We start from the raw sequence: 21,460 nt of genomic DNA on the forward strand, positions 1-21,460 counted from the left end.
CCGCGCGATCGCCACACGCTTCGACAAACTCGCCGCCCGCTACAAGGCCGGAGTCCACCTCGCCGCACTCATCCTCTGGCTCCGCGAACCCACCCAAGACCCTTTGTCAGACACGGCTTAGGCCGGTTGATCCTCTGGTGCCGCAGGAAGGTAACGACGTGCAGGTACCGCTTGCCGTCGACCTCGTAGCGGCAGATCAGCCCCGCCGTCGCGAGCTGGGTCAGATCGTCCTCGACACCGACCGGGCCGTGCTCGGGGCGCAACGACCACAATAGTCCGGCGATAACGGCGGGCTGGTCTCGGAAGCGACCGTGATCGTCGCACTGGGTCAGCAGGCCGAAGAACGTCCGCTCGGCGTGGATGCTCACCTCGGCGAGCGACTCCGAGGCGAACGCCTCGGGCTTGAGCGTGCGAATCCGGGCCATGCTCAGCACCCCCCGTCGACAGCGGCGTATCCCACGGCCGCGGGCCGCAGCGTGCCCGAAACGAGGTCGAGGTCGTGCGGCTCGTCCCAGTCCAGCTCCGGGCTGGCCCGGATAACCCAGCGGGCAGCGGTCAGCCGCTGGGCGCGGTTCAGGATCAGCAGCCGTCCCCGCTCGTCGTAGGCGCGAGCGAAGGGGCTGGGCCAGCAACGGTCCGGTTCACGCTGGGAGACACGGATGACGCAGGCGCCGGGGATCATGTCGGCGAGCAGCTCGGCAAGGCGTGCGTGGCAGGCGCCGGAAGCACCGTCACCGATCACCAGGCACTGGACCAGGCTGCCGATATGGTGGAGGACACCTGGGGGCCGATCGATGTGTGGGTCAACAATGCCGGCAATCTTCGCCCCGGTCTCGCTGGTGGGCGCGGACAGCTTCCGGCGCGTCACTGAGGTCACCTACCTGGGTTACGTCTTCGGGACACAATGTGCACTGCGGAAGATGCTGCCCCGCGATGCCGGAACGATCGTGCAGGTCGGCTCGGCCTTGGCCTACCGCGGCATTCCCCTGCAGGCGGCCTACTGCGCTGCCAAGCACGCCATCCTGGGCTTCCATGAGTCGCTGCGCTGCGAGCTGCTGCCGACGGGCAGCAAGGTCGCCGTGACGATGGTGCAACTGCCTTCAGTCAATACGCCGCTTTACGACTGGCTGCCCGCCGAAGCCGGCAGGCAGCCCAGGCCCGTGCCTCCTGCTTACCATCCCGACGTCGCGGCGCGCGGTATCCTCCATGCCGCGGACCATCCGCGCCGCCGCGAGTACTGGGTGGGTGGCCAGAGCCTTGCGACCATACTGGCGACCAAGGCGGCGCCTGCCGTCGTGGACCGCGTCCTCGTCGCGGCGGGCTACTGGCTCGCAAGCTCCTCGAAGCCGCACCCCGCCCTCCCCTCGAACTTGTGGGCCGCCGCAGACGATGATCAAGACCGGGGCGTCAAAGGCCACTGCGTGAGCTACACCCGGCGCTTCTCCATGCAGTTGTGGGCCTCACACCATCGTGTGCCGGTCGCCGCCATCGGGGCTCTCGCCGCCTGGGCTCTCGTGCGCCGTCTCGCGTCCGCTCATGCCCGGTCTCTGAAAGCTCGCGCTTGCCAACGGCTGGCGCTGAGGGAGCGCTGATACGTGGAACGGCGGAGATCCTCGGGATGGACGCCGAGGAGGCGGACGTCGCCGGGTGCCGGTGACCGGCGGCCGGTCAGGGCAACGAAGCGCGAACCAGGGCCGCCATCGCGGCCCGGAGCGCAGAGACCACTGTCCAAAAACGTACCGCGCAACGCCTGCACCGCCCGGCTGGTGCCGCAGCTGCCGAGGGGACGTGTGTTCGGCGCCCGGTGCGTGCCGTCCGGCCCGGGCGAGGCAGGAGCCGCTCCTGCCTCGCCCGGGCCGGGCTGTCTCCGCCGCAGTGCGGATAGACAGTGCACTTCTCACGGCCCGTACCGCGGTGGTCGTGCATCGCGCGGGTTTGCCGGATTGCTGTGCGGGCGGCCAATAGCCCCTGGGAGGGCTACTGAGCAGTGCCTCGCCTCGGGGCCTGGCGCGCGGCGGGGATCAGCACGCTCCGATCAGGGACGCGGTGATGGAGGCGGACAGCGCCACGAGGGGCAACCCGCCGCCCGGGTGGCTGGAGCCGCCGACGAGGAAGAGGCCAGGGACCGGCGACCGGTTGGCCGGCCGCAGGAAGGCAGCACGAGGGCCGTTGCTGGAGGTGCCGTAGATGGCGCCCCCGGGTGCGCTGTGGTGCCGTTCCAGGTCAGCGGGTGTGCGGGTCTCGTACCACAGCAGGCGGTCACGCACGTCGAGTCCCCGGTCTGCCAGCACGTCCAGCACGTGTTCCGCATAGCTGTGCCGCAAGCCGGTGGTCTCCCAGTCCACCGTCCCCGCTGCCTCGCTTGGGGAGTGGCGTGGGGCGTTGACCAGAACGAACCAGGCTTCGTGCGCGTTGTCCGGGCGCAGGGCCGGATCGTCGGGGGCGCTGATGTAGATGGCTGGGTCGGTGACGGGCCGGGCATGGCTGCCGAAGAGCGCGTCGAACTCCGCGTCGTAGTCGCGGGGGAAGAAGACCCGATGATGCGGCGTACCGCGCTCGCGTCCCCGCAGGGCCATCAGGAGGGCGAACCCGGAAAACGACGGGACCGCGCGGCGCAGCGCGGTGTGCGCCCCCCGAGAACGCGGATCAGCGGTGAGGCGGCCGTAGAGGTGTGCGGCGTCGGCGTTGGAGATCACCACGTCCGCCGCCAGTGCGCTGCCGTCCCTGAGCCGTACGCCGTCGACGCGAGTGCCCGCAGTGGTGACCTCGACAACCTCGCAGCCGTGGTGGAAGCGGACACCGCGCTCCAGGCACCGTTCGTGCAGCGCCTGGGCCAGGCGGTGCAGTCCGCCCTTCACATACCAGGCGCCGTAGTGCTGCTCGATGTGGGCGGCGACCGCCATGACCGCGGGGGTCCGTCGCGGATCGGAGCCCGTGTAGGTGGCATAACGGTCCAGCCAGGTGCGCAACCGCCAATCGTGCAGGTGTCTGCTGCCCATGCCGCGCAGGGTTCGCCACGGCGCGATGGCCGCCAGGTCGCGTAGGCGTGTCGCGTGGCGCAGAAGGTCGCGGGGCCCCTGCAGAGGGCGTTGCATGACTGTGTCGTTGACGATGTGCCACAGCCGTGCGGTGGTCTCGTGGAGGCTGCTCCACTGCTGACCGGCCCCGTCGCCGAGCGCCTGGTCCAAGGCGGCCGGCACCTCTCGCGAATTGCCCGGCATGGAGAGTTGGGTGCCGTCGGCGAAGCGGTACCAGCACGCCGGGTCGACTCGCGACAGGTCGCAGTAGTACTCAAGAGGCGCACCCGTGTCGGTGAACAGCTGGCGGTAGACGTCGGGCATGGTGAGCAAAGACGGGCCTGTGTCGAAGACGAACCCTTCCCGGCGATGCACACCGAGTTTCCCGCCGCTTACTTGGGTCCGCTCGCAGACGGTGACGCGATGTCCGCCGACGGCGAGTCGTGCGGCTGCGGCCAGTCCGCCCATGCCCGCACCCACCACGACAATGCGAGCCATCAGCCGCCCCTTCCTCGCTCCGGTGCCTGACGAGACGTTGTCGTGCCGGTCGGCTGACGAAGCGGCGGCGTGGGCGCGCTTCTCGCTGCGCGAGGACGTCGCCACCGATGGCGTCGCGCGCTGCCGCGGCAGCGCGCTGCCAAGCCCACACGGCCTGAAACGACTGTCAGGACTGACCTGCTGCGCCAAGCCACCGAGGCCATGGGTACAGCGGTGACGCCCATCAGCAGTCCTCCGACGAGGGCCACCGAGGGCCGGCCGAAGAAGACGGCGGCGGCCAGCACGCAGGAGGCGTAAGTCCACAGATACAGCGTGACCGCTGGGCCGCTGCACGCGCCGTCGAAGCGCACCTCAGCGCGAGGGGCCCCGGCGGTGCGCCCGACCGCGGTGTCGAGCGCGGCCATCATGAGGGTGGCCACAGCCAGCCAGCCGGCGAAGTTCGACAGAGGAATCCCGGCTACACCGGGTAGCGCGGGGTGCGGGTCGTGCCACCGCCAGTGGCCAGCATCGACCATCTGCGGGTCCAGAAACACATCCCAGGACGCCAGCGCCCATCCCCCACCAGAGTCGTGCGCAGCCGGTTGTGCCGCCGCGGGGTGCGGTCGCGGTTGCGGACGGTCAGGCCGCGTGCGACGACGAGTGCGGGCCAGGCCATCATGGCCCACGCCAGCGGCACGACGAGCGGGACACCGGCCAGCGAGGGACCCAGCGTGTCGCTGTACTCGTAGGAGCCGAAGGGGAAGCCGCTGCGCAACCCCACGATCTCCACAGCCAGGCCGCCTCCTGCGGCCACCAGCAACACTGTGAGCGCGCCCCGGCGACCGTGGCACCGGGAAGCGTCCAGCAGCGAAGCACTGCAGAAGAACAGCACCGTCACGATGGTCAGACTGTTGCGCTGGGAAGGCGTCGCGAGCGGGTAGAGGATCTGGCACACGATGGCGATGCCGGCCAGGCCACACACCGTAGCCGTGAGCCGACGATGCCGCCCACGCGCAGGCGCAGGTGCCGGGGGCTGAACCGACTGCAGCATGGGCATGAGCTTAGAAAGGCACACGTCAAGCGCCCGGGAGCTGCAGGCCCATTTTCCGCCCCCGCAGTGCCACTGGGCGCCCAACGCAGCACGCTCAGACGTCCATGCGTCATGTACCGCTGCTCACTCAGCACCCGTTCGGCGCAGCAGGCGGGCGTGTCGCGGCGATCCCCCTCGGCGCGGCTGGGAGGCTCGATTACCCCACTGGGCGTCTGCTCGGGAGAGTGAAGTGTTTACTCCGGCGTTTGTAACTCCCCGCCCACGCGAGGTGAGGCCCGGCCGTGACAGGCGCGCCGTACGGCACACGGCCACGCCGGGCGATCCGCACGCACCCAGGAAACCGCGCAACGTCGCGGTCATCGGTGGAGGCATCGCCGGCATCACCGCCGCCACCGCCCTGGCTGAACGCGGCGTACGCGTCGACCTCTTCGAAGGCCAAGCATCACTGGGAGGGCGGCTGGCAGGCTGGCCGAGCACACTGAGGGACGGAAGCCAGGTGACCATGTCGCGCGGCTTCCACGCCTTCTTCCGCCAGTACTACAACCTTCGGGCCCTGCTGCGCCGTGTCGACCCACAGCTTGAGTCCCTCTCCCCCGTACCCGACTACCCCCTCTGGCACAGCGCCGGCCACCATGACAGCTTCGCCGGCCTGCCCAGAACCCCGCCATGGAACGTGGCAGCGTTCATCCTGCGCAGCCCTACCTTCTCCATGGCAGACCTCAAAGCGATCGACCGACAGACCGCGCTGTCACTCTTCAACGTCGGTGTCCCCGAGACCTACCGACGACTCGATCACCTCGACGCCCGCACCTACCTGCGCTCCATGCGTTTCCCCGAGCGCGCCCACCATCTGGCCTTCGAAGTCTTCTCCCGCAGCTTCTTCGCCGACCCGTCCCAGCTCTCCGCTGCCGAACTGGCCGTCATGTTCCACCTCTACTTCCTGGGATCGAGCGAGGGACTCCTCTTCGACGTCCCGACGCGGCCCTTCCCCCAAGCCCTGTGGGAGCCATTGGGTGACTACCTGCGCGCCCACCACGTCTCCATCCATACCCGCACGCCCGTCAAGCGCCTCGTGGCGGACACCACGCACGAGCTCACGGTCGAGACGGAGGACAGTGGCCCGCAAGGCGGCCTTCGAGGCCAGCGGTTCGACGGCGTCGTCTTGGCGATGGACACCGACGGCCTGAAGAAGCTCGTCGCTTCCTCGCCGAATCTGGGAACCGGCACCTGGCGCCGCCGGATCGACCAGCTCCGCACCGCCCCGCCCTTCCAGGTCACCCGCCTGTGGCTGGACCGGCCACTGGATTCCACCCGCCCCGCCTTCCTGGGCACAGCCGACTGCGGCCCCCTGGACAACATCAGTGTCCTCAACCGCTACGAGCAGGAGGCACAGGCCTGGGCAGAGCGCCGCAACGGCGCCGTCGTGGAACTGCACGCGTACGCGCTCCCCGGCAGCCAGGATGCAGCACGTACGCGGGAACGACTGCTCGAAGAGCTGCGACGCATCTATCCGGAGACTGCCTCCGCGCGCGTGGTCGACGAACGTACCGAAGTCCGGGCCGACTGCCCGCTCTTCCCGGTCGGCCAGTTCGACCGGCGGCCGACCGTTGCCACCCCCGATCCGCGCGTGATGTGCGCAGGTGACCTCGTCCGAGTCGACCTCCCCGTCGCCTTGATGGAGCGAGCCGCCACAAGTGGCTTCCAGGCAGCCAACGCGCTCCTTGCCCGGTGGAAGCTGCCCGGGCACGACATCTGGAGCGTGCCCACGGGCGGCCGTGCACGGATCCTGCGTGCCGCGGCCGCCCGCACCAGCGTCCGTGCCCCGTGACATCCCTCCATCGGCAAGGCGCGAGTAGCAACCGCAGGCGACCGGCGTGCCGAGACTGCGAACGCCGACCGTGTGCCTGAGCGTGCGATGCCGCAAAGGGCCGACCTGATCGATCTCCGCACGTGCCGCGCACCTACCCGAGCCGCTGGAACCCATCACGCGCCGCACGTGCGCGGCCCACCACACCCGACCGGAGGCAACATGACACAGGAACGCAGCATCTACACAACGACGGCCCGAGCCCGAGCCGGCCAGGTGAAGGTCGAGGGAACCGGGGAAACGCTGCCGGTCGCCCTTCCCACTGCGTTGGGCGGGGCCAACGCCTGGGAGGGATGGAGCCCGGAGCAGTTGCACGCCGCTGCCCTGGCTTCCTGCATGCAACAGTCCTTGGCCCTGGCAGCGAGTGTCCGCGGCCTGTCCGTGGAGAACAGCAGCGTGACCGCCGACGTCTCACTCGAACACAGCGGCCCGCTGCGATACGCCTTCCAGGCCAGCATGCGCATCGACCTGCCGGACCTGGAAGCCGGCGAGTACCAGAACCTGATCGCCGAAGCCGCACGCGCGTGCCCCATGGCTTCCGGCGTCCACATCGACGGACTCTGAAGCCCACGACGGTGCCGTCTTGTCATCCAGCGTCTCGGACGCGCTCACTCGCGGAACAGAGCTTCGAGGAGCTGAGTGACCTTGACAGCGTCCTTGCCGGGCAGCGCAGAGACCACGAGCGCCTGGACGGCCTTATGGAGCGCTACTGGGCAGCCGACAGCCCAGACATTGAGCGGACCGTCGAGGAACTGATCCGGCTGGTCGCCAGCCATACGTTCGCCGAGGGATTGTGCTGTACCCGGTCGTGCGCGGTCGCGTGCCAGAAGGCTGCCGGCTCGAACGGGACTTCAACGACCTCCGACCGGCGGCTCGGATGACCATCGTCCCCGGGGGCCGCTCGCTCCGGAGGAGGCACGGGCCGCCTCCCCGACACGGCACGGCTTGTTGACTCGGGGCTCAGTCAGGGCCACGGACAATCTGCGGCAGTGTCGCACCATCGTCATCTGGTGGGTGATGTCCATCCAGGGCCTGGACCACGCATCACCGAGCAGGCTCCCGTCTGCGCACCCCGCGAGCCCCGTGAACTTCTCCGGGGTCGCGGCGGTGTATCAGGCGCCTCGCCCGAAACGTCCCGATGCTCTCCGTGGGTGATCAAAGGAAGCGGCGGATGGGACGTACAGCTGCTTCCCCGAGGCGCTGCTGCACGGGCCTGCGCTTCCAGCGTCCGGGCGTGATGAGGTCGCCTCCCTCCCAGTCCTCGGCGAAGTGCTTGTCCAGCGTGGCGGTGAGCTCCTCGTCCACGACAGCGAGCATGACCTCTTCGTCGTGTTCGAGTGAGCGACGGTTGAAGTTGGTGGAGCCGACCAGGGAAACGATGCCGTCGATGGTCACGATTTTGGCGTGCAGCATCGTCGGCTGGTACTCGGCGATCCGGACCCCGGCATCCAGGAGGTCCTCGTAGGAGCGGCGGCCGCCCAGCTGTGAGACGCGTTTGTCCGTGTGCGGGCCGGGGATGAGGATGTCGATCGTGACTCCCCGGCGAGCTGTGCGGCAGAGCAACTGGACGAAGAAGTCGTCCGGGGTGAAGTACGCGGTCGAGACCCGGACCCGCTCCTGCGCCGACTCCAGCAGCACGCGCAGCAGGGTCTGCATGTCCTGCCAGCCGAAACTGGCCGAACCGCGGACCACCTGGACCACGGACCGACCGGTCGTGTCGTGTTCAATGAACCGGTCTTTCTCGTCGAAAAGCTCCTGGTGGCACTCCGCCCAGTTCTGTGCGAACGCGGCCGTGATGCCGTCGACCGCGGGGCCGCGAACCTGGATGTGAGTGTCCCGCCATTCACCCGGATGGCGGGCGTCCCCGCACCATTCCTCGGCGATGCCCACCCCTCCGGTGAAGGCGGTGCGCTCGTCGACCACGAGAGCCTTGCGGTGGCAGCGGTGGTTCTGCTTGAGAGGAGAGACCCACAGCGGCTTGCGGAACCACACCACATGCACGCCGGCCGAGGACATCTCATCGAGCAGGTCCTGCTGGATCGGGCTGCTGCCGAACCCGTCCAGCAACAGCCGTACGCGTACGCCTTCCCGGGCGCGTTCCGAGAGCGCGGCTGCGAAGTCACGGGCGATGTCACCGCGCCAGTAGACGAACGTCATCATGTCGACCGTGTGCTCGGCCGCTCGGATCGCCCCGAGCATCGCGGGGAAGATCTCATCGCCGTTACGCAACACGCGCAGCTCGTTGCCTTCTGTGGCGGCGATGCCGATCAGTCGTTCCAGACGTCTGCGTATCTCCTGCTTCCGTTTACCGACCGGCACAGCCGCAGAATTCTTGTCGTCATCGGCGGGACTGTCGGCCTGCTCCACAACACTCATGAGGGGGACCATACGGATCGCGACGACGGGATGGAAAAACCCCTCGTCACAGCAGTGATGCCCCTCGGACACCGGACGACGGTGGCCGGAGCTCAGCTCTCGTGCTCTTCAGCGCGTGTCGCCTCGCGGCCGGTGCGCTGCTCTTCCTTGTCGCGCTGCGCCTGACGCTCAAGCTCTCGTTCGCTGTAGGCGGCCCGGCGCACGGCGTCCTCACCCGCGAGACCGGATCCCAGAGCACCTGCGATCGTTCCCATGGACGCGGACAGCCACGCGATGGTCGCGAGGTCGGGAATGCCGGCGCCGTGCCGGAGCGTGGTGGCGAGGTAGCCGGTCGGGATGGCTACGAACGCGGCAAGCAGCGTGACGGCGTACAGCAACAGGTACATACAGAAGACACCGAAAGACACGGTCAGCGTCGTCACCGAGTTGTACAACGCCGATTCGGACCGCAGGCGACGGTTTCTCGGGCTCTCCCACAGGCCGTTGTCGAAGATCAGCCAGACGATCATCGCGAGCACCGCGGCCGCGTTGACCAGGATCAGGCGCGCGGTGCTGAAGGCATCTGCCAACTGCCAGATGTTGGAGTAGAACACGCCGAACGCGGCACCGGCAGCAGCGCCCGCCAACGCCGGCGAGAGGCTCGGGACCAGACGCCATGGACGGTTCGCCCTCACCATCCCGGTCAACAGCCGCAGCTTCCCGCGCGCCCCCGTCAGCACAAGATGCAGGGATTCCCCCTGGGTACCGAGCTGAACGTCGGAATCCTCGCTGCCGTCCTCCTCGATGTCGGCGCGCCTCTCTTCCCGATCGCTGATGATCTCGTAGGAGAACCCCAGCGCGGGCCCAGGAGACTTCCGCTCCCCACCTGACTCCTCGGCCGCGGATCGAGCACCGCCCGCGTTCCCGAGATGCGCGGCCACCAGATACGCGATCGTGTCGCGCGCCCGGCGACGCACCCGAAACGCCCCCAACGCGGGCAACGACACCAGCCCCACCCCGGCCTCAGGATGACAGTCGGCGACAATCGGCTGCCGACCAGCACGGCGCGGCAGCTCAGTCAGCAGGACAGTGACGTCCCAGCCTTGCTCCTCGCGCTGACGACGCCCGATGTCGAGTAGCGGCAACGCGCCTTCCTCGTCCAAAGGCAGCAGCTGCGACGAGGTCTCCACCCGCCAGCGCTCCGGGCCATCCTCCCGCTCCGCGAGGAGAGCAGGCAGCTCCTGCCCGATCGCATCCACGAGCTCAGCCGACAGACCAGGGTCAGCGACCAGTCCGAGAACGGCTTTTGCATCGTCTCCGCGACCGTTGCCCGCTTCTGCCGGGTCTTCCTGCGTGCTCAAAAACATCTCCCATTCGCACCGCCCTATTGCCCGGTCACGGAAGTAAGTGTCCAGGTCGGCGGCTTCTTTTCTCCGTACGTTGTTCTGCTTGCGGCGAAGTGCGTGCCGAGAAGCCCATCTCCTGCGGTACCCGGACACGCGCCGCCCAAGCCCGGGAGGCTTTCACAGCCGAAACGGGTTTCCGCAACTCTTTTTCGCTGGTAAGGCGCGCGCACACATGAACCAGAGGGGTACGTATCTCCGCTCTCGGCATGCGTCTGCGCTGGTCGGGAGGTTTGCACGGTTGCGGACGGGTACGCGAGCCGTGCTTGACCGTTTCGGAAAAGAGCCGGTCGGGAAGTGCGCCAGAGCGTCCCGGGCGCTCTGGCGGGGCGCACCCACTGCCGCAAAGTGGCCGGTGCTGCGGGCGACCGAAGGCCGCTGGCAGTCCCTCGCAAGAGCGCTACTCACGGTCGTAAGCCCACGTACTGTTGGCGGGCTTGACACGGCTCCTCCGGCTACCCTGGGAGAGCAACGCCTGAGTTTCTCGTCGGAGTGGCTGGTCCGCCGGACATGGTCGGTATCTGCAGGGCGGTGGTGATGTGCAAAGGCGTGCGGAGGAGGGGCAGGGGACGCTGGCCCTCCTGACGGAGGAGATGCACAAGGTGGCGCCGGACCGGCTGCCGGGGCTGTTCAACCAGCACGCCTCCGACCTGGGGCTGGAGGAAATCACCGTCTACCTGGCGGATGTCCGCCAGGACACTCTGGTGTCCATGCCCGAGGGGGCGCAGCGGCCCTCCCATCGCCTCAGCGTAGAGCGGAGCGACGCCGGGCGGGCCTACCGCACCGGGCGGGCGGAGACTCACGAGAACCGCGGCAGCGGGCTGCAACTGTGGCTGCCCCTGCTTGACGGTGTCGAGCGTATCGGCGTCCTCGGCGTCCGTGCCCAGAGTCTTGACAAGCCTACGCTGCGTATCTGCCGTGTTCTGGCCTCCCTCATGTCGCTGGCCGTGGTCAGCAAGACGCATTACAGCGACACCTTCTCCCGCCTCCAGCGCAGCGCGAAGATGCGGCTATCCGCGGAGATGGTGTGGGCTTACCTGCCGCCGCGCACGATGGGCACCGACCAGGTCACCTCCAGCGCTGTGCTGGAGCCGGCCTACGACCTGGGCGGCGACGCCTTCGACCACTCCCTGATCGACGGCGACCTGCACGCCACGATCCTGGATGCCATGGGCCACGACCTGCTTTCCGGCCTGACTTCCACCGTCGCCATGGCCGGCTGCCGCCAGGTACGCCGCAGCGACGGCGGCGAGCTGCGGGACATCGTGGCCAATGCCGACGGGGAGCTGGAGCGCTGGTTCCCCGAACGCCAGGTGACCGCCGTCTTCGCACACCTCCAGCTAGCCAGCGGCATGCTGACCTGGATCAACTGTGGCCACCCGACTCCGCTGCTGCTGCGCGACCAAAACGTCGTCCCGCAGGCGCTGGAGCGCCCGTCTCAGCTGCCGCTGGGCATGGGCAGCGCGGACACGCACCACACCTGGCGCGTCGATGACCTGCAACTGGAGCCCGGCGACCGCATCCTCCTCTTCAGCGACGGAGTCCCCGACGCCCGCAGCCCCTCGGGTGAGCGCTTCGGTGAGGAACGCTTCACCGACTTCATCATCCGCGCCATCGCCGCGGGCGAACCCGCCCCCGAAGCCCTCCGCCGCCTGGTCAACGACATCCTCACCCACCAACAAGGCCACCTCAGCGATGACGCCACCATCCTCTTGATCGAGTGGCACCCCACCCGCGGGTGACCGCCGCAACGCAGCCACTCGCCTCACGCCGGCCCCCTCGCGCGGGGTGAGAACGCCACTATCATCGGCGCCTGCACGGGGGTACTCGCCTGCCCCTCGCCGTCCACGCCACGGACAGGGACTGGCCGCCCCGACGCGAAAACGGAGCCGATCGCGGGCCGCCCGTGCGGCTCGGGAGAGGGGAGCCTGCCATGAGCGATCAGGACCTCGGCCACGATGTGGTCCCGGACCTCGACCTGACACATCTGGTGCTGGAGACCGACACCTTCTACGACTTTCTCCATGCCCTCGCCGGCCAAGCAGCCCACCACGCGTCGGCTTCGGACGGCTGCGGCATCACCCTGCAGCGAGAGCACCGCCCGCTGACGGTCGTCAGCGTGGGAGACAGCGCCAGCGCCCTGGACGAGAAGCAGTACGGACTCGATACCGGCCCCTGCCTGCAGGCCCTCCGCGAGGGCACCGAGATCCGGGTGGACGACATGCTCGATGAGAAGCGCTGGGGTTCCTACCCCTTCTATGCCGTGGCCTGCGGTGCCCGCTCCTCACTGTCGCTGCCCATCGCCGCCCGCACCCACACCACCGGCGCCCTCAATCTCTACGCCTCCGCCGCCGGCGCCTTCACCCACACCGACCTCGGCCCCCTGCGCGTCCTGACCGCCCAGGCCAGCGCAAGTGCCCCGCCGACGACGCCTTCGCCCTCCTGCGTGAGACCTCTCAACAGCACAACCGCAAACTCCGCGACCTGCGCGCCGACCTGATCACCGACATCGGAGGCCGGCCCCCGACCACCACCGACGTCCAGCGCCGCCCATAGCGCGGAGCACGCACGGTGTTGTGCGCCAGGTCGGCGACCGCCTCCGTGTAGGTCACACCGGGGGTCTCATAACGACCAGCAGGGCCTCGGTTCCAAGGTCAGCGACACCGTGCCCGAGATGGCCGGCTTCGTGCGCTGTTCCGCCGACCACCCGCCCCCGAGGAACCGGCCGCCCAGATGGACGGTAGCCCACGCCCCCGCCAGGTGGGGCATGAACACCGCTCAGGACAGGGACGCCTGGCGCGGGCCTCGGTCCAGCATCGATCTGGAGATACGACCCGGACGACGCCGCCCCGGCCAACCTCGCATCCACCGGGCCCGGGACCCGGTACCTCGGGCCTGGCGGGGAGGATTCGGGGCCGGGGCTTGGCGCGTGTCAGGGCTGTTGCCGGGCTTGCTGGTCGGCCTGGGCTGCTGCCTGGGTTTCGGTGTTGGCACTGGTGGTGCTCAGGTTGCCGCTGGCGCTCTCCAGATGGGCTCGGACGAACCATTGGAACAGCTCCAGGTCGCGGAGGTGTTCGATGAGCATGTCCTGGGTGACCAGGTCGAGGTCGTCGGTGGCGGCCATGGCTTTTCGGTGGTCTTCGATGACGCCGGTGTAGACGAGGTCGAGGGCGCCGAGGTGGGCGATGGAGTCCGCTCTGCCGACGGCGTAGTCGCTCCAGGTGCGTTCGGCGACCAGGGCGCCGGGCGTGCCGCAGGGGGAGCCGCCGAGGGTGGCGATGCGTTCGGCGGTCTGGTCGGTCATGTCGCGGACCTTGTCGACCTGGGGGTCAAGCATCTCGTGGACGGCGATGAAGTGGGGGCCGACCACGTTCCAGTGGATGTGCTTGAGAGTGAGGTGCAGCTCGTTGAGGGCGTGCAGGCGCCTGCGGAGCAGGTCGAGGATCTGCTGTCCGGACTGGGTGGACAGGCCGGGAACGGTGTAGCGGGGGGTGTCAGCCATGGGGTACCTCCGGTGGGTGGAGCCTGCGCTTCAGGTCTGCGCGGGCGTCGGGCTTGCGTGCCGGTCGGTTCCTGTTCTAGCGGGACGGCTGCGGTCGGGGTGGGATGTCAGGGCGGGGCTGAGAGCGCGGGCGAACAGGCGCAGACAGGCGGTGCGGCCTTGTGCGGGCACGGTCAGCAGGGGGTGGCCGCGTACGTGCCAGGTACCGAGCAGGGCGTTGGCGGCTTGGAAGCCGCTGGTGGCGGCGCGTTCCATCAGGGCGACGGGTGCGTCGGTGCGGACGAGGTCGCCGGCGAGGACGAGCCGGGGGTGGGCGGTGGTGATGGTGGGGCGGTCCGGGTAGCTGCCGGGGGCGAACAGAGGGCAGTCGTTGCGCCATTCGTGGCGCTGATCGAGGACGTTGGCGGTGGCCGTCTCGGGGTAGAGGCGAGCCAGCTCGGCTCGGAGGCGTTGTTGCAAGGCGCTGCGGTCGGTGTGCGGGTCGGTGGCGTAGGCGTGGAGTTCGACGACGCTGCCGCCAGTACGGGCGGCCCACCGGACGGCTTGGCCCTCGAAGCGGTCCAGGACGCTGATGTTGTCCAGCGGTCCGTAACCTGCGGTGCCCAGAAAGCCGGGTCGTGCGGGGTGGACGGGGCTGTCGAGCCAGTAGCGGGAGACGAGGAAGGGCGGGGCCTGCTGCAGGCCGGCGATGCGGGCGCGCCAGCTCGGGTCGCCCACATGCGGGGATGCGTCGAGCAGGGCTTTGAGGCCGGCGGTGTCGAGGGCGAGGACGACGGCGTCGTAGGTGCGCTCGTGGGTGCTGCCGGGCCCGTGAGCGGGGGCGGTGGTGAGGGTGAAGCCGCCCGCGTGGTGCGGTGTCAGACCGAGTGCGCTCGTGGCTGTGTGCACGTGCGCGCCGTGTCGGGCCAGGTGGTCGGCCAGCGGATCTCACAGGGCGGTGGGAAAGGGGTCGGCCGCGGTGTCGAAGAGCAGGCCCTCTGCGGAGCCGAGGAAGTAGATGTGGAACATCAGTGCCAGTTCGGCGGCCGACAGGTTCTCGGGAGCGGCGAAAAAGCTGCGGGAGAAGACTTCGAAGGCCAGGTGACGGGCGCGGGCGGGAAAGTTGATGGCGGTGAGGAACTGGTCGGCGCTGAGGTGGTCGAGCTGGCGGTAGATGCCTGGGGGGTGCACGTCCAGCAGGTGCAGGGCGGCACGGGGGTGCATGTGGGCCAGATCGGCGGTGGTGAAGGTGTCGCTGGCGGTGGTGAAGCCGAGCGCGTTCCAGGGCGGGGTGCGGGGGATGCCGGCGAAGCTGTCGCGTGCGCCGGCGGCGTGCTGAAGGGGATAGTCGTCGAGTGGCGTCAGCATCGCCAGGTGGGGGTCGACGCGGCGCAGCAGATTGCGCAGGTTGTAGTACTGGCGGAAGAACGCGTGGAAGCCGCGGCTCATGGTCTGAGTGGTGCCGTCGGCCAGTTGGGTGGGCCAGCCGGCGACCCGGCCGCCGAGGTAGGGCTGCTGCTCGAAGAGGTCGACTCGCATGCCCCGTTCGACAAGGGCGGTGGCCGCCGCGAGACCGGCGATGCCGCCGCCGACGACAGCGCAGCGGGCCTGCCCGTCCATGCGTGCGGCTCCTGGCGGCGCGGGCCGGTAGGCGGCTTGGCGGTCACGCGCCAGACGGTGCGGGGAGCTGCTGAAAGCGCGCATCACGACCGGGTTTCTGTGCGGTGAGGAGTGTGGGCGGGGTCGCTGCCGTGTGCGGGCTGACGGGGCACGAAGGGCAGTTCGGCCAGGGTCCGGCTCATGGGAGCAATCGGGCAGTGGGAGCCGAGGACGATGTCCTGGAGCGGGCTTGAGGTGCCGTGCAGGAACGACAGCACGCGGTCGAGCGGGTTGCGGGTGAACATACGGGTGAAGAAGGCGGGTCCGTCGATGCGTCCTTGGGCCAGCGCGCGCAGCCAGACGGCGTCCATCATCAGGTGGCGGCGGCTGTGCGGCCTCGGCGGCACGGGGCGGCGCCCAGCGCGGCATGCCTCGGCGACCGCGCTGGTCTGCGCCTGGATGGTGGCGAAGGTGTAGCCGGTCGCGGGTCGAGTGGCTCCCGAGGCTGTCCCGATGCGGAAGAGGGAGCGGCCTTGCCGGCGGACGAAGGCAGCATCAGTCATCGGAATGACGCCCTGCTCGGTTTTGGTGACGGTGAACGGACCCAGTGGGCGGATGTGGCGGGTGTAGTGGTCGAGGGCCGCGTCGTAGGTCCTGCTGTCCAGCGTGCAGGGAGAGAACTCGGTGTATTCGACCAGTGCCCGACGCCGGGTGAGCGGAAGGAGGTAGGCGAAGGACAGGCCGCGGGGCGGTTGCGGGGTGCGGAAGTCCATCAGTTCCGCCAGGCCGGGATCGAACCGGTCGCTGTCGGTCTCGATGAACCAGCCGCGGAAGTGCTGCAAGAGCGTGGTGCGAGCGGGAGGCAGAGGGCGGGGCGGGCGGGAGTCGAAGACCCAGCGGCCGTGCACGCTCAGGGCGCGGCCCTGGGGGGTGACGGCGGTTACCTGGGCGCCGTGGGAGACGTCGCTGACGCCGGTGACCGTCGCCGTCATCTGCTCCACGTGGGGGGAGGCGGCGAGCTCCGCGCGGACGGCCGGAAGGAAGTCCGGTGAGCGGATCATCTTGTACCGGTACGAGCTGGTACCTGTGATGGGCTGCCCACCTGCGCTGCGGACACACAGGCGAGGCCAGGAGTGAGCGACGAACTCGTCCAGCTCACCAGGCCCCTTCTCCCAGAAACACCAGGTACGTGGCGGACTGGTGAGTGTCCCTGGCGGAGGTTCGATGACAACGACCTCCAGCGCCCGTCGGCTCGGGGCGGGCGGAGCGGCCAGGCGCCGGGCCAGGGACAGTCCTGCCGCGCCCGCGCCGACCACAACGACATCCACACGCCTCACCTTCGTCTCCTCTCCTGTCGTCCCGTGACTTGACCGGATACAGGGCTGGGTCAGGCTTTCCCTGGGAAACGGCCGCGGCTGCGCAGGTGCCAGCGGCGTTCGGCGTAGGCCAGGTCGTCGCGCCACAGCCGTGCCGCTGCCCGCCGCATCAGCGGGCGCAGCAGGGGAGCGGCCGCCCGGGCCGCCGCGAACCCGGTGCGGTGGGAGGTGGCGATGACCGCCTCGACGACGGCCGTGCGGGGGCTGGTGGCGGAGGGTGTGGTCAGCGGAGTCGCATGGGTCTCCACCACGGAGCCGGTGCCTTCGCCCTCCAGGATGCGCATCACGATGGTGCGCGGGCCCGGTGCGGTGAATTCCGCCAGTACGGGTACCGCCGCGCGGGTGCTGAGGCGATAGGAGACCTGGACGAGGAAGCGGTCGCCGTTTTCGGGGCCGGGTTCTTCCAGGACGGTCAGGTGGGCGAAGGCGTAGGGGTGAAACCAAGCGCCGTGCCAGGGGTCCAGCCGGTTGGCGATCACATCTTCCGGCTCGCAGCGGCCTATCAGCGTGGTGACGGCCTCGATCGCTGCTGATGGGGAAGGCCGCGCGGGCACCGCGGGCTTCGGCCAGCCGGACTCGCTGCCGGGTACCGGCAGGCGCACCCACACCAGGACACCGTCATCATGGGCGGGCAGGGGAGACCATCCGGGGCCGCCTTCGGGACCGAGCCGCAGTCCGTGCCAGTGGCAGATCAGCTCTTCCCCGACCGCGGGTGACTGGCACAGCGGAGCTCCCAGATGCGGGCAGGCACCTGGACCTGCCACGACGTGGCCGTCAGGGGTGCGCCAGGCGACGATCTCCTCGCCGACGACGGTGCGGCCCCAGGTACGGCCGGGCGGCAGGTGCCGGCTGGCACCCAGCACGTACCAGTTCCCCGTGGGTCGGGCAGCGGCCCGCTCGTAGGCGTCGGCGATCAGTCGCGGTTTGGCCGCCTGCCATGTGGAGGGCTGCTGACTCCAGTCGGGGTAACGGCCCAGTCGCAGAGGACTACGCCATGGGGTGGGGCGCGTCACGTCGCTGCTCCTTCCACAGCCTGGCGCCGAAGGGGTGAGTGGGTGTGCTGGTGGCGTGCCCGGTGGGCGGTGGCTGAGGCCAGACCGCACGCGGCGACGGCGGTCTTGTAGGGGCGAGGCACGATCGTCCGGCGTGCGATGATCGCGCAGTCGGCGGCTTCGATGCGCGTCAGAATGGCGCTGTAGAGAACGAAAGCGGTGTGCACGCACGGCCTGGAGGCCGGGTCGAGCAGCCGGATGCCGCGGGCGGCGTGCCGGTAGATGCCGCGGGTGAGGCCGATCATCTCCCGTAGCGCGGCGCGGACGCGCATGTCGGTGTGCCCAGCGCGGCGGCACCAGTTCAGCAAGGGGCGGTCGACGCCGTGGGCGGCCAGCAGGTCGGCGGGCAGGTAGATGCGGCCCCGGTCAAGGTCCTCCCCCACATCCCGCAGGAAGTTGGTCAGCTGGAAGGCGACCCCCAAGGAGGCGGCGTGCGGAGCCGCCTCCCGCCTCGGGACTGTCGTGCCCAGGATCGGTAGCAGTTGCAGGCCGATGACGGCGGCGGAGCCGTACATGTAGGAGCGCAGCGCCTCCCACGTCGGGTAATCCGCGGTGTCCAGGTCCATGCGCATGGAGCGCATGAACGCGGTGAAGTAGGCCGGGTCGATGCGGTAGCGGGCCGCTGTGTGCGCCAGTGCGGCCAGCACCGGATGGCTGCTGCGGCCGGTGGCGAGCGCTTCGTCCACGGAGGCGCGAAGTGCCATCAGATCCCGGGCCCGTGCGTCGGTGTTCTCGTAGGCATCCGGGTCATCGACGATGTCGTCGGCGTACCGAGCGAATCCGTACAGTGCGTGGACGGCGGGTCGCTGGGCGGGCGCCAGCAGGCGGGTGGCCAGGAAGTAGGTGGCGCCGCCTTGCGCGTTGATGCGCCGGCAGCGGCTGTAGGCGGCCCGGAGCCGCAGGTCGTCGATCCCGGCGGCGTCCAGTTCGCGGGTGGTCACCGGGAGCCTCCCTCGGATGTGAGGTGGGCACGAGACGTGCGGTGCTGGCCTGGTAGACGTTTGCCGCCCCCAGCGCGGTCCGGATGACGGTGAGGGGTGCCGGTGATGCGGGCGGCGGCGAGTTTCCCGGACAACAGCACGGTGGGCACGCCCACGCCGGGTGTGGTGCCACATCCGGCCAGCACGACGTTGTCCCAGCCGCGTGGCAGGTTACGGGGGCGGAAGGGGCCGGTCTGGGCGAAGGTGTGTGCGGCGGAGAACGGGGTTCCGGCGGCCAGGCCCTGCCGGGCCCAGTCGGCCGGGGTGACCACCTTTTCCACTTCCAGGTCCTGGCCGAAGCCGGTCAGGCCGCGCTGTTCCAGGGTGGCGCACAGATGGTCGCGATAGCGGGGTCCCAGCCGGTCCCAGTCGAAGCGGCCCCGGTGCAGGTTGGGGCAAGGGGCCAGCAGATAGTGCAGATGCCGCCCCGGTGGCGCCAAGCCGGGGTCGGTACTCGTGGGGCGGGTGATCAGCAAGGAAGGGTCGCTCATCAACTCGCCGGTGCGGGTCACCTGGCGGAAGGTGTGCTTCCAGGCATGGCCGAAGGAAAGGGTGTGGTGGCTCAGCTGCGGCCACGTGGTGGCCGCACCGGTGTGCAGCAGCACGGCCGAGGGCGCGTACCGCAGCGGGATGGGCCTGCGCGGTGCCGCGCCCAGCAGCCTGTGAGCGACGGGCAGATCGCAGGTGAGGATGAGCGCGTCGCAAGCGAGGCGCTGACCGTGCTCGGTGCGCACCGCCCTCGCGCGGCCGCCGGAGCGCTCCAGCGACACGACACGGTCGCCGTAGCGAAAGCGGGCACCGGCCGCGGCTGCGGCCGCGGCCATCGCGCGGGGCAGCGCGTGCATACCCCCTTTGGGAAACCACACGCCGGCCACCGTGTCCATGTAGGCGATGACCGCGTAGGCGGCCAGCGCCCGGGCGGGTGGCACCCCCGCGTACAGGGCCTGGAAGGAGAAGAGGCGCTGCAACCGCTCATCAGACAGGTAGCGGGAGATGCGGCCATGCCAGGTGCCGAAGCCGCCCAGTGCGGCCAGCCGGGCCAGGTCCGGGGTCAGCAGCCCGAGCGGTGAGTCGAAGTTGGCGTCGATGAAGGTGCGCATCTGTACGCGGTACAGGTGGTGCAGCCAGCTGCGCAGACGACGGTAGCCCGCCGCTTCCCGCTGGCCGGCCACCTGTGCGATCTCGGCTTCCATGGCGTCGGGGTCGGTGTGCACGTCGATGCGGGACCCGTCCGCGAACAGCGCCCGGTAGGCCGGGTCCAGCCGCACCAGGTCGAGATGGTCGCTCATCCGGGCGCCCGCTGCGGCCATCGCCTCCTCGACAAGGTCGGGCATGGTCAGCACCGTGGGCCCCGTATCGATGCGGTAGCCGGACATGTCGTCGAGACCGGCCCGGCCGCCGGGGGCCTGTGCCGCTTCCACGACGGTCACCGACCGCCCCTCCGCCAGCAGATGCAGCGCTGCCGACAGGCCCGACAAACCGGCTCCCACCACAACGACATGGTCGCTGGGGCCACGCACTGCCTTCATACCGGATCTACCCCCTCGGCGCTCGCGTGTCGGGGCGGAGCCGCACGAAGGGTGGCGCCGACCAGCGCGGTGAGGCTGTCGGCTGCCGCCCGGGGCATGGCCGACTCGGCGACCGCCTCCCGGGCTTCGTCCGCCAGCTCGCGGACCAGTTTTTCGACGTGGCCGCGGGCACCTACCTGCGTCACCGCTGCGCGGACCTCGTCGAGTCCGTCCTCGCTCAACTCGGGATTCCCTTGTGCGCGGGTCAGGACTTGCTGCGCTGTGCGGTGACCGCCGCGGCTGGCGGCCTCCAACGCCACGGTCATCAAGTAGGTCGGCTTGCCCTGCCGGACGTCTTCCCCGGTCCGCCTGCCCAACTGCTGCTCGTTCCCGAAAAGATCGGCCACATCGTCTGCCAGCTGGAAGGCCAGTCCGGCGCACCGGCCGACCCGTTCCAGCCCCGCGCTGAGGTCAGCGGATGCTCCGCCGAGCGTGGCGCCCAGCAACAACGGGCGCTGCACCGTGTACAGACCGGACTTGAGGTAGGCAGTGCGCAGCGCCTCGTCCGGGCAGCTTGCGCCGTCAGCCTGGGAACGCAGGTCAAGGTACTGTCCGGCGACCATTTCGGTGCGCATCGCCTGCCACAAGCGACGCGTCCGCTGCCGAGAGGGCTGCGGCAGGTCCGTCTGCTCCCACAAGTCCTGTGCCCATGCCAGTGCCAGGTCACCAGCCAGCAGAGCAGCCGAGTATCCGAACGCCTCGGCCGAGCCACTTGCGCCCCGGCTGCGGTGCACGGCCTGAAAAGCGACGTGCAGGGCGGGCCGGCCCCGACGACTTGTCGCGGAGTCCATGAGGTCGTCGTGGATGAGCGCGCAGCCCTGCAGCAACTCCAGCGCCGCACCGATCTCCAGTACGGCGTCTGCCGAGACGTCGGCTGCTCCTGCCGCGTGCCAACCACACCACAGGAACGCCGGCCTCAGCCGCTTCCCGCCTCCCAGGACGAGCCGGGTGAGATGGTGGACGACTTCGTCGGCGAACGCGGCAGTCAGCGCGGCGCTTTCCGTGCGGCGCTGCGCCAAATGGGTGTCGAGGACACGTTCGACACGTGCGGCGACGCTCCGCGCACAAGAGCCCGGCGGCGTCTCGTCCGCCTCGCAGGCCGGGGTGATGCGTGTGTCCGGCAGCGGTGGTGCGGTCCGGACCGGGCCGTCGTGCCGCATCGCACTCCCTTCGGTTTCGCCGACATGCACAACACCTGCGCTGACGAGGTCACTCATCCGTGCCGTCCGGCAGC

At 69.6% G+C, this 21,460-nt stretch carries 17 protein-coding genes and 4 pseudogenes; 6 read left to right on the top strand and 15 right to left on the bottom strand.

Annotation, left to right across the window (positions count from 1 at the left end; genetic code table 11):
• A pseudogene (locus DTL70_RS12290) lies at positions 1-121 on the top strand (IS5/IS1182 family transposase); the annotation flags it as partial.
• On the opposite strand, the pseudogene DTL70_RS12295 reads toward DTL70_RS12290, so the two are convergent.
• Positions 120-425, bottom strand: a pseudogene (locus tag DTL70_RS12295) (hypothetical protein); the annotation flags it as partial. The pseudogenes DTL70_RS12290 and DTL70_RS12295 overlap by 2 nt on opposite strands.
• A gap of 2 nt (positions 426-427) precedes the next feature.
• Positions 428-742, bottom strand: coding sequence for a hypothetical protein (locus DTL70_RS34235; RefSeq protein WP_245979318.1), 315 nt, complete (start codon positions 740-742; stop codon positions 428-430).
• 67 nt (positions 743-809) lie between these two features.
• Here DTL70_RS34235 and DTL70_RS12305 point away from each other — a divergent pair, with 67 nt between their 5' ends.
• Complete coding sequence (locus DTL70_RS12305; protein WP_245979320.1) at positions 810-1,592, top strand: SDR family oxidoreductase; 783 nt, start codon at positions 810-812, stop codon at positions 1,590-1,592.
• A 429-nt stretch (positions 1,593-2,021) separates the two neighbouring features.
• On the opposite strand, the gene DTL70_RS12310 is transcribed toward DTL70_RS12305, so the two are convergent.
• The 3 genes from DTL70_RS12310 to DTL70_RS33845 are packed head-to-tail and all read right to left on the bottom strand — an operon-like array spanning position 2,022 to position 4,476.
• Positions 2,022-3,515: a phytoene desaturase family protein gene (locus tag DTL70_RS12310; RefSeq protein WP_114021961.1), complete on the bottom strand. Its 1,494-nt coding sequence runs from the start codon at positions 3,513-3,515 to the stop codon at positions 2,022-2,024.
• Entirely contained in the window at positions 3,515-4,030 is a 516-nt protein-coding gene (locus tag DTL70_RS35115; RefSeq protein ID WP_425470355.1) for a carotenoid biosynthesis protein, read from the bottom strand. The genes DTL70_RS12310 and DTL70_RS35115 overlap by 1 nt, the downstream gene beginning before the upstream one ends.
• The gene (locus DTL70_RS33845; RefSeq protein WP_220183614.1) at positions 3,973-4,476 is read right to left on the bottom strand and encodes a carotenoid biosynthesis protein; all 504 of its coding nucleotides are present in this window, start codon (positions 4,474-4,476) and stop codon (positions 3,973-3,975) included. Before DTL70_RS33845 ends, DTL70_RS35115 begins: the two co-directional genes overlap by 58 nt.
• 337 nt (positions 4,477-4,813) lie before the next feature.
• On the opposite strand from DTL70_RS33845, the gene DTL70_RS12320 reads away from it, so the two are divergent.
• Entirely contained in the window at positions 4,814-6,373 is a 1,560-nt protein-coding gene (locus DTL70_RS12320; protein WP_245979321.1) for an FAD-dependent oxidoreductase, read from the top strand.
• A 201-nt stretch (positions 6,374-6,574) separates the two neighbouring features.
• The gene (locus DTL70_RS12325) at positions 6,575-6,976 is read left to right on the top strand and encodes an OsmC family protein (RefSeq protein ID WP_019359438.1); all 402 of its coding nucleotides are present in this window, start codon (positions 6,575-6,577) and stop codon (positions 6,974-6,976) included.
• A gap of 44 nt (positions 6,977-7,020) precedes the next feature.
• On the opposite strand, the gene DTL70_RS33510 is transcribed toward DTL70_RS12325, so the two are convergent.
• The 3 genes from DTL70_RS33510 to DTL70_RS12335 all read right to left on the bottom strand — a co-directional run bounded on the left by DTL70_RS33510 (position 7,021) and on the right by DTL70_RS12335 (position 10,128).
• Positions 7,021-7,188 carry a hypothetical protein gene (locus tag DTL70_RS33510; protein WP_181860897.1) on the bottom strand — a complete coding sequence of 56 codons (168 nt, stop codon included), beginning with the start codon at positions 7,186-7,188 and terminating at the stop codon, positions 7,021-7,023.
• Positions 7,189-7,567: 379 nt separating this feature from the next.
• Entirely contained in the window at positions 7,568-8,788 is a 1,221-nt protein-coding gene (locus DTL70_RS12330) for a phospholipase D-like domain-containing protein (RefSeq protein ID WP_245979323.1), read from the bottom strand.
• 92 nt (positions 8,789-8,880) lie between these two features.
• Positions 8,881-10,128 (bottom strand): hypothetical protein, encoded by a 1,248-nt coding sequence (locus tag DTL70_RS12335; RefSeq protein ID WP_245979325.1) that lies wholly within the window; start codon positions 10,126-10,128, stop codon positions 8,881-8,883.
• Positions 10,129-10,709: 581 nt separating this feature from the next.
• On the opposite strand from DTL70_RS12335, the gene DTL70_RS12340 reads away from it, so the two are divergent.
• Both DTL70_RS12340 and DTL70_RS12345 read left to right on the top strand, forming a co-directional pair.
• Positions 10,710-11,912 carry a PP2C family protein-serine/threonine phosphatase gene (locus tag DTL70_RS12340; protein WP_245979327.1) on the top strand — a complete coding sequence of 401 codons (1,203 nt, stop codon included), beginning with the start codon at positions 10,710-10,712 and terminating at the stop codon, positions 11,910-11,912.
• A 191-nt stretch (positions 11,913-12,103) separates the two neighbouring features.
• A pseudogene (locus tag DTL70_RS12345) lies at positions 12,104-12,726 on the top strand (GAF and ANTAR domain-containing protein).
• A gap of 376 nt (positions 12,727-13,102) precedes the next feature.
• Here DTL70_RS12345 and DTL70_RS12350 read toward each other — a convergent pair.
• From DTL70_RS12350 to DTL70_RS12380, 7 genes and pseudogenes are all read right to left on the bottom strand, one after another.
• Entirely contained in the window at positions 13,103-13,672 is a 570-nt protein-coding gene (locus DTL70_RS12350) for a Dps family protein (protein WP_114021964.1), read from the bottom strand.
• Between the two features lie 30 nt (positions 13,673-13,702).
• Positions 13,703-15,355, bottom strand: a pseudogene (locus tag DTL70_RS12355) (FAD-dependent oxidoreductase).
• Positions 15,355-16,578 (bottom strand): lycopene cyclase family protein, encoded by a 1,224-nt coding sequence (locus tag DTL70_RS12360; RefSeq protein ID WP_342776488.1) that lies wholly within the window; start codon positions 16,576-16,578, stop codon positions 15,355-15,357. The pseudogene DTL70_RS12355 and the gene DTL70_RS12360 overlap by 1 nt, the downstream one beginning before the upstream one ends.
• A gap of 59 nt (positions 16,579-16,637) precedes the next feature.
• Entirely contained in the window at positions 16,638-17,639 is a 1,002-nt protein-coding gene (locus DTL70_RS12365; protein ID WP_114021966.1) for a Rieske (2Fe-2S) protein, read from the bottom strand.
• Positions 17,636-18,619, bottom strand: a complete 984-nt coding sequence (locus DTL70_RS12370) for a phytoene/squalene synthase family protein (RefSeq protein WP_114021967.1) — start codon at positions 18,617-18,619, stop codon at positions 17,636-17,638. The genes DTL70_RS12365 and DTL70_RS12370 overlap by 4 nt, the downstream gene beginning before the upstream one ends.
• Complete coding sequence (gene crtI / locus DTL70_RS12375) at positions 18,616-20,187, bottom strand: phytoene desaturase family protein (RefSeq protein ID WP_114021968.1); 1,572 nt, start codon at positions 20,185-20,187, stop codon at positions 18,616-18,618. Before crtI ends, DTL70_RS12370 begins: the two co-directional genes overlap by 4 nt.
• The gene (locus DTL70_RS12380; RefSeq protein ID WP_147266771.1) at positions 20,184-21,443 is read right to left on the bottom strand and encodes a polyprenyl synthetase family protein; all 1,260 of its coding nucleotides are present in this window, start codon (positions 21,441-21,443) and stop codon (positions 20,184-20,186) included. The genes crtI and DTL70_RS12380 overlap by 4 nt, the downstream gene beginning before the upstream one ends.
• Between the last annotated feature and the right edge of the window lie 17 nt (positions 21,444-21,460).

The organism is Streptomyces diacarni (genome assembly GCF_003323715.1).
GTDB classification, from domain to species: Bacteria; Actinomycetota; Actinomycetes; order Streptomycetales; family Streptomycetaceae; genus Streptomyces; species Streptomyces diacarni.

What these genes read in the sequence shown, in the direction of transcription:
- DTL70_RS12350 (WP_114021964.1), bottom strand. Translation starts at nt 13,672, where the DNA reads ATGGCTGACACCCCCCGCTACACCGTTCCCGGCCTGTCCACCCAGTCC.
- DTL70_RS12325 (WP_019359438.1), top strand. Translation starts at nt 6,575, where the DNA reads ATGACACAGGAACGCAGCATCTACACAACGACGGCCCGAGCCCGAGCC.
- crtI (WP_114021968.1), bottom strand. Translation starts at nt 20,187, where the DNA reads ATGAAGGCAGTGCGTGGCCCCAGCGACCATGTCGTTGTGGTGGGAGCC.
- DTL70_RS12380 (WP_147266771.1), bottom strand. Translation starts at nt 21,443, where the DNA reads ATGAGTGACCTCGTCAGCGCAGGTGTTGTGCATGTCGGCGAAACCGAA.
- DTL70_RS35115 (WP_425470355.1), bottom strand. Translation starts at nt 4,030, where the DNA reads ATGGTCGATGCTGGCCACTGGCGGTGGCACGACCCGCACCCCGCGCTA.
- DTL70_RS12305 (WP_245979320.1), top strand. Translation starts at nt 810, where the DNA reads ATGCCGGCAATCTTCGCCCCGGTCTCGCTGGTGGGCGCGGACAGCTTC.
- DTL70_RS12330 (WP_245979323.1), bottom strand. Translation starts at nt 8,788, where the DNA reads ATGAGTGTTGTGGAGCAGGCCGACAGTCCCGCCGATGACGACAAGAAT.
- DTL70_RS33510 (WP_181860897.1), bottom strand. Translation starts at nt 7,188, where the DNA reads ATGGCTGGCGACCAGCCGGATCAGTTCCTCGACGGTCCGCTCAATGTC.
- DTL70_RS12310 (WP_114021961.1), bottom strand. Translation starts at nt 3,515, where the DNA reads ATGGCTCGCATTGTCGTGGTGGGTGCGGGCATGGGCGGACTGGCCGCA.